The organism is Rothia mucilaginosa (assembly GCF_964211445.1).
In the GTDB taxonomy this organism is placed as follows: domain Bacteria; phylum Actinomycetota; class Actinomycetes; order Actinomycetales; family Micrococcaceae; genus Rothia; species Rothia mucilaginosa_E.
In genome coordinates, this window is record NZ_CAXOQT010000019.1 from 42598 (window position 1) to 49234 (window position 6637).

Consider the following 6637-nt stretch of genomic DNA (forward strand, 5'->3'; position numbering starts at 1 on the left):
GGCTAGACCCAGCTTCTATGCGCTAAGGCTTAGAGAGCGGTGTAGTAGCCGTCAACGGACATCCAGGAGGTGGGGTGCACCAGGGTACCGTTGGTGGGGTTCAGAGCGGAGATCATCTTGCCGTCGCCCAGGTAGATACCAACGTGGCTGTAGCCGTTCTGGAAGACGATGTCGCCGGGCTGGGGGTTAGAGGTCGGGCGCAGCTCGTTCTTCATTGCGTAGGTGAAAGCGGTCAGCTTGATGCCGTGCTGAGCGAAAACCCAAGAGGTGAAGCCGGAGCAGTCCCATGCACCGAAGGTCTTGCCGCCCCAAACGTATGCGCCACCCAGGCCGCTCATTGCGGTTGCAACGATTGCGTCGCGGGATGCGTTACCGGTGGAAGCTGCGGGAGCAGCGGGTGCCTGAGTTGCAACGGGTGCAACGTAAGCCTGCTGTGCCTCAGCCTGGGGTGCTACGTAGGAGGTCTCAACTGCGGGAGCAGCGGGTGCCTCGGTTGCTGCGGGAGCAACGTAGGTCTGCTGTGCCTGAGCCTGGGGTGCAACGTAGGTGGTTGCGGGGGTGTTGTAGCTGGTGTAGTCGAACTCGTAGTTGGTGTAGTCGTAGGACAGATCAGCAGCAGCGGGGATCTGTGCAAATGCGTTCGCGGGAACGGTCGAGCCGAGCAGAACTGCGCCTGCTGCGAGGGTTGCACCTGCGGTACGTACGATCTTGTTAGCCATTGGTAATTCCTCCATTGCCTGACGAGGTGAGCTGTCGGGCTCGAGCATGGATTCGCTCGGCCACCGAAGTGACTTAGCCCCGAGGCTTCTCGATTGAGAAGCCGTATCCCAGCTTGGGGATTGGGTCCCCCGCTTCTGCCATATTGGGTAGACGTACATCGAAGCGCTGGCAGAACTCAGCGGAACCGCTTCGACGGCACCCTCTTACGATTAGGATTTGGGCACAGAAAAGAGAATACACAGAAAACTCCCAGTTGTCACCTCTTTCAGCCTTAAATTCCGGGCTTTCACCCCCGGCGGAACAGAGCGGATTGGACTGACTAGACCCCCGTTTATTTGTGGGAACTTAAGCAACTTAAGGCTCTTGACTAGGCATTTCACAAGGATGCACATTCGCTTTTAAGGCACCACCACCCTTTAAGGACATAGTTCAAAACTCTTAAAAATGAGCCTCGTCTCTTAAGTGTCCACTCTCAGAGATTGCTCAAATACCGGCGTTTCCCTCAGTTTCAACCTCAGATTTAAGCGAAAAACGCGAAAAATGCACTCGAGCGCAGTTGCTAAAACTCTGCGAGAGGAGTATATGCGCCCGCGCACACATATAGGCCCTAAAATAACCCGCCCACTAGGCATCCCACCCACACACAAACCCACCTCAAGGCCGAGTTGCCGCGTGCGCCCATCACCGCGCGCACAAGAACGCGCATACAAAAACGGTGGCACCGCCTCCACCAAGGGAGGCGATACCACCGTTTAAAGCGTGAACTGGGTTAGCGGACTCTCAGAACTAGAGCTTAGAGGTTGCCGCCGCGCTTGACCACAATCGCGTTTGCCACGTCCATATCCAGGGAGAGGGTGTCCTCTTCACCATCGGCGTGAACAATCACGTCATCGTTCTGGCCGGCAACCACGGACACCGAAGCGCCGTAGACAATACCTGCGTCAGCCAGCAGCTTCAGCAGCTCAACATCAGTCTGAATGGACTCGGGGAAGCGAGAAATGGTGAAGCGGTCCTCGGGGCCGGAGTCGCGCGCAGCCAGGGACATGGGTACGGTGCGCTCGTCGTTCTTCTCGCTGGTGTGGCCCAGATCTTCCAGGCCGGGGATTGCGTTGCCGTACGGGGAGAACTTGGGGTCCTTGAGCATCTCCAGGATGCGCTTCTCCACCTTGTCGCTCATGACGTGCTCCCAGCGGCATGCCTCTTCGTGCACGTACTCGAGTTCCAGACCGATAATGTCGGAGAGCAGGCGCTCAGCCAGGCGGTGCTTACGCATCACCTCGACCGCCTTGTGGCGGCCTTCCTTGGTCAGTTCGAGGTGGCGGTCCGGCTCAACGGTGAGCAGGCCGTGCTTCTCCATGCGTGCCACGGTCTGGGAGACGGTCGGGCCGGAGTGCTCGAGTCGTTCAGCGATGCGCGCACGCATGGGGACGATGCCCTCTTCCTCCAGTTCGAGGATGGTGCGCAAATACATCTCTGTGGTATCGATGAGGTCTGTCATGTATCTCTCCCAGCTTTCACCGCAACAGTACTTAGATAGCACTGCCTAAGTCGTTACTTAATTCAATAATCTATTATGTACTTTTTTAGCGGCTTTTGCCACGGCTTAAGTCATTGAGTCGCCCACCGAAAATCGGTGGACGACTCACAACACTTTATATATACGCTTTTGCTAGCCCGCCCCTTATTAAGAGGAGTAGGCGGCAGGCTTACTCTGCAGACTCAGCCTCGGCAGTTTCTTCTGCAGCAGATTCGTTCTCTGCAGATTCGTTCTCAGCGGACTCAACAGACTCAGCAGAGTCTGCGTTTTCCTCCACGGCGTTCTCCTGCAGGTCCTCGGGGCGAACGCGGTCAGCCCACGGCACCCAATCCGGCGCGATTAGCGCGTCGTCACCGGGCAGCAGACCCACCTCGCAGATCGTTGCCACGCGGGAGCGAGGCGCACGCGAGAGGGTCGCAAACCAGAACCAGCCGCGGTAACCGGGCAGGGTGCACTCGAAGAGGTGAGTGCTCAGGCGTTCCTCCTCGGCGCGCACGTGGTGCACTAGGCCGATAGCGTGTGCCGGGGCAATCTCCTGAACGCCCTGCAGCGCCACGTCCTTGGCGGCGGCAAGAATCTCATCCACCTTGGAGGTGCGGCGCAGCTTGTGCGGAACACCCAGGGAGGGGGCGCCCACCTCTTCATCCAGCGGGGTGAAAGGGTCGGGGGTGGAGTCTTCGGTCTTCTCCGCATTCTCTGCCGGCGCTTCCTCAGCGGCTACTTCTTCAGCGGCCGCAGGTTCTTCGGCGTTCACGGAGGGCTGAGTCTCAGCAGGTACAGCGCTACCCTCGTCGGTGCTCTCAGGCGCGGCAGAAGGCGCAACGGACTCTGCGGGCGCGTCAGTAGCGGGCGTAGTTTCGGGGAGCAGTTCAATAACCTGTTCAGACATACCCCTATTAAAGCATCTCGCGTGCACAAACAGTGCGGTCGCTCCCCTAAGCTTCACATACGCTGTGAATTTGGGTCTCAAACCGCTAAATCTGGGGCTTCGCCCACGAACAGCTGTGTGTGAGCTGATACCGTTAAATTCATGAGTAATGAACCCGTACAGGACACGCGCAGCACCGCAGACCAGGCGCCCGCGCCCCTTCCCTACGCTGGAGCCATCCGTTGGCTCGGCGCAGGCGGTGCGCTTCTCGCCCTGATTTGCCTGCTCACCGGAGTCGCCATGCTCGTGATGAAGTGGGTTGGGGCAGCGCCGCCCGCCCTCATGAGCCAGATTCCGCTGGTCCTCCTCCCCGTCGCCTTTATTGCCCTCATGGCCGCACTCATCCTGTCGGTCATGCGCCGCAACAAGGCATAGAGATTTGAGCCGCAAGCTCACACACACATCATTCACTTATCAAGTACAGCCTGCCATTCAGAGAGAAAGATAGAGTATGTCTGCTGAAGCAAAACTCCTAGTCGTCGATGACGAGTTCAACATTCTTGAATTGCTCGCCACCTCCCTGCGTTTCGCCGGTTTTGAAGTAGTTACCGCCGGCAACGGCCGCGAAGCCCTCGAAAAGGCGCACGCCGAAAACCCCGACCTCATCGTCCTGGACGTCATGATGCCCGGCATGGACGGCTTCGAGGTGACCCGCCGACTGCGCGAAAACGGCACCACCACCCCCGTGCTCTTCCTAACCGCGAAGGACGCCACCGAAGACAAGGTCACCGGTCTGGGTGCTGGCGGCGACGACTACGTCACCAAGCCCTTCTCCCTCGACGAGGTTATTGCCCGTATCCGCGCTATTCTGCGCCGTAGCCGCAGCATCCAGGAAGAGGACGACGCCGTACTGCGCGTTGACGCCCTCACCCTGAACGTGGACACCCACGAAGTGTTCCTGGGTGACGAAGAGATTGACCTCTCCCCCACCGAGTTCAACCTGCTGCACTACCTGATGCTCAACGCCAACCGTGTGCTGTCCAAGGCGCAGATTCTCGACCACGTGTGGGAGTACGACTTCAACGGCGACTCCTCCATCGTCGAGTCCTACATTTCCTACCTGCGCCGCAAGATTGACAACAACCGCGAAAACCACGAGCCGCTCATCCACACCAAGCGCGGTGTGGGCTACATGATTCGCGGTTCTCGAGGCTAACGTGGCGCTCAAACCCCTCGACCGGATCCCCCAGTCTCTCTCCCTTCGCACCCAGCTGGTGCTCATCACCTCCATGCTCATCGCCCTCTCCATTGCGGTGACGAGCCTGGTGGCGATTTCCGCTCTGCGCGCCCAGATGGTGCACCAGCTGGACGAAGAGATGAAGAACAGCGCCCCCTCGCTCGTGCAGCTGGCGACCGTGCGCCCCTCCGGCAATCAGGAACAATCCCTGAGCACCTACCGCCTATACCTGCTCGACAAGGACGGCAACGTACTGTACTCGCTCAAGTCCGAGGACAGCGAACAGTTCAGCGAGCCGGCGCTGCAGGGCTGGACCGAAGAGAAGGTTCGCAAGCAAAACGAGGAGGCGGTCACCGTCAATTCGGTGGGCAGCTCCTCCGATTGGCGCGTGCTCGCCGTGCCCATTGAGTCGAATGACTCTTCCGGACTGCCGGAGGCGGCATCCCTGATTATTGCCATGCCGCTGAAACAAACGAACCAGGTGGTCGCCCTCGTGGGTGTGCTGACCTTCGCGTTTGGTTTGGCGACTCTCGCCTCCGCGATTGCGATGACCTGGGTGATTGTGACCCGCACCTTCGAGCCTCTGGCTCGCGTGGAGCAGACCGCCGCCAAGATCGCTGCCGGTGACCTCTCTCAGCGTATTGAGGACTACAACCCCAGCAACGAGATTGGTAACCTCGCGGTTTCGCTGAACACGATGCTCACCCAGATTGAAATGCTCTTCAAAGCCCGTGAGAAGAGCGAGGCGAAAATGCGCCGCTTTGTGGGTGACGCTTCGCATGAGCTGCGCACCCCGCTGGTCAGTATTCGAGGCTACTCGGAGCTGTACCGTCAGGGCGCGCTACCGACCGATGAGGCTGTCGCTACCGCGATGAGCCGCATCGAATCGGAGTCCAAGCGCATGGGTCAGCTCGTCGAGGACCTGCTCACCCTGGCACGTATTGATGAGCGCCGCGAGTCCAAGCTGGCGCCCTTCGACCTGTTCAACCTCGCGGTGGACGCTAGTAACGACGCCTACGCTACGGCACCCGATCGTGCAGTGTCCCTCGTGGGCCTGAGCGAGGACGTAGCACCGACCTCCGCAACCGTGCTCGGCGACGAATCACGCCTGCGTCAGGTCGTGGCGAACCTGCTCACCAACGCCATGCGCTACACCCCCGACGGCTCTCCCCTGGAGATTGCGGTGGGCGTGCGCGAAGAGGTGCCCGGCTTCCCGCTCTCCGTGTTGGAAGTACGCGACCACGGCCCCGGCATCCACGGCGAGGACCGCGAGCGCGTGTTCGAGCGCTTCTATCGCACCGACACCTCGCGTTCGCGTGAGACCGGCGGTACGGGCCTGGGCCTGTCCATTGTGGCTGCGATTATTGAGCAGCACGAGGGCAGGATTCACATTGAAGAGACCGATGGTGGCGGCGCTACCTTCGTGATTTCTTTGCCGTTCTACCCGCCGCCCGTCTCGGACGATCAGCTGATGAAGTAACGCTATATCGCTGGATAACGCACAAGCCCCCGGGCTGCAGAACTTAAGTGTTCTGCGGTTCGGGGGCTTTGCTGTGCCGGGGAAGTAGGCAGGGGAAAAAGCAGATGGAGCGCAGCTGTGCACGTCATGGGCACGTCATTTTCGGGAGGGTTTTCGATTTTTTCGAGATGGTGGAGCGAATCAGGCGGTTTTATCCACATATTTACCAAATCATAATTTTTTAGCTCATTTGATGCATTTTGAAAGATATAGTGATAACAAGCTTCCGGTCAGGAACTCACCCCTTCCAGAGATCCAAACCCCAAGCGCCACCACGGGGCAACCGCCCCACCCATCTCACATATCTCAAAGGAGAAAAACCATGGCACAGTTCAATGTCGATTCCGAAGTCATCGCAGCCAAGAGCGCACAGGCACGATCCTACGTCGCATCCATCACCGCAGACGTCAACGGTATGACCGCATCCCTGCACGATTTGCAGAGCTCCTGGACCGGCTCCGCATCCGCTAACTTCCAGGGCGTACTGGACCAGTGGCACGCAACCCAGCGCCAGGTCGAAGCATCCATCACCCAGATCAACGAGGCGCTCACCCGCGCAGGCGTGAACTACGCGGACACCGAGCAGGCTAACGCCTCCATGTTCGTCGGCTAAGGGGTCAGGCGGCAAGCCCAAAACCCCACCCGCAGGCAGGCGGCAGACCGGGCGGTTTAAAGGTCCCGGCCGCACGACACACCGCCTGGCAGATTCGCCAGAAGGCGGCGAACATCTATTGAGAAAACCCCGCCGCATCCTCG

At 59.4% G+C, this 6637-nt stretch carries 7 protein-coding genes and 1 riboswitch; of the genes, 4 read left to right on the plus strand and 3 right to left on the minus strand.

All coding sequences use genetic code 11. The features are described from left to right. Positions 1–29: 29 nt before the first annotated feature. From AB8E48_RS06020 to AB8E48_RS06030, 3 genes are all read right to left on the minus strand, one after another. A complete protein-coding gene (locus AB8E48_RS06020; RefSeq protein ID WP_303939522.1) occupies positions 30–719 on the minus strand; it encodes a C40 family peptidase in 690 nt (229 codons plus the stop codon). Next, positions 720–879, minus strand: a riboswitch (cyclic di-AMP (ydaO/yuaA leader). Positions 880–1513: 634 nt separating this feature from the next. Beyond that, complete coding sequence (locus AB8E48_RS06025) at positions 1514–2218, minus strand: metal-dependent transcriptional regulator (protein ID WP_368886098.1); 705 nt, start codon at positions 2216–2218, stop codon at positions 1514–1516. A gap of 208 nt (positions 2219–2426) precedes the next feature. Further along, the gene (locus AB8E48_RS06030; RefSeq protein WP_368886099.1) at positions 2427–3146 is read right to left on the minus strand and encodes a DUF3027 domain-containing protein; all 720 of its coding nucleotides are present in this window, start codon (positions 3144–3146) and stop codon (positions 2427–2429) included. A gap of 141 nt (positions 3147–3287) precedes the next feature. On the opposite strand from AB8E48_RS06030, the gene AB8E48_RS06035 reads away from it, so the two are divergent. From AB8E48_RS06035 to AB8E48_RS06050, 4 genes are all read left to right on the plus strand, one after another. Beyond that, complete coding sequence (locus AB8E48_RS06035) at positions 3288–3560, plus strand: hypothetical protein (RefSeq protein ID WP_049326987.1); 273 nt, start codon at positions 3288–3290, stop codon at positions 3558–3560. Between the two features lie 76 nt (positions 3561–3636). Beyond that, positions 3637–4341 carry a response regulator transcription factor gene (locus AB8E48_RS06040; RefSeq protein WP_049326988.1) on the plus strand — a complete coding sequence of 235 codons (705 nt, stop codon included), beginning with the start codon at positions 3637–3639 and terminating at the stop codon, positions 4339–4341. A gap of 1 nt (position 4342) precedes the next feature. Beyond that, a complete protein-coding gene (locus tag AB8E48_RS06045; protein WP_368886100.1) occupies positions 4343–5842 on the plus strand; it encodes a sensor histidine kinase in 1500 nt (499 codons plus the stop codon). A gap of 361 nt (positions 5843–6203) precedes the next feature. Then, positions 6204–6494 carry a WXG100 family type VII secretion target gene (locus AB8E48_RS06050; RefSeq protein WP_005504526.1) on the plus strand — a complete coding sequence of 97 codons (291 nt, stop codon included), beginning with the start codon at positions 6204–6206 and terminating at the stop codon, positions 6492–6494. The last annotated feature ends 143 nt before the right edge of the window (positions 6495–6637 follow it).

What these genes read in the sequence shown, in the direction of transcription:
- AB8E48_RS06020 (WP_303939522.1), bottom strand. Translation starts at nt 719, where the DNA reads ATGGCTAACAAGATCGTACGTACCGCAGGTGCAACCCTCGCAGCAGGC.
- AB8E48_RS06040 (WP_049326988.1), top strand. Translation starts at nt 3,637, where the DNA reads ATGTCTGCTGAAGCAAAACTCCTAGTCGTCGATGACGAGTTCAACATT.
- AB8E48_RS06030 (WP_368886099.1), bottom strand. Translation starts at nt 3,146, where the DNA reads ATGTCTGAACAGGTTATTGAACTGCTCCCCGAAACTACGCCCGCTACT.
- AB8E48_RS06025 (WP_368886098.1), bottom strand. Translation starts at nt 2,218, where the DNA reads ATGACAGACCTCATCGATACCACAGAGATGTATTTGCGCACCATCCTC.
- AB8E48_RS06035 (WP_049326987.1), top strand. Translation starts at nt 3,288, where the DNA reads ATGAGTAATGAACCCGTACAGGACACGCGCAGCACCGCAGACCAGGCG.
- AB8E48_RS06050 (WP_005504526.1), top strand. Translation starts at nt 6,204, where the DNA reads ATGGCACAGTTCAATGTCGATTCCGAAGTCATCGCAGCCAAGAGCGCA.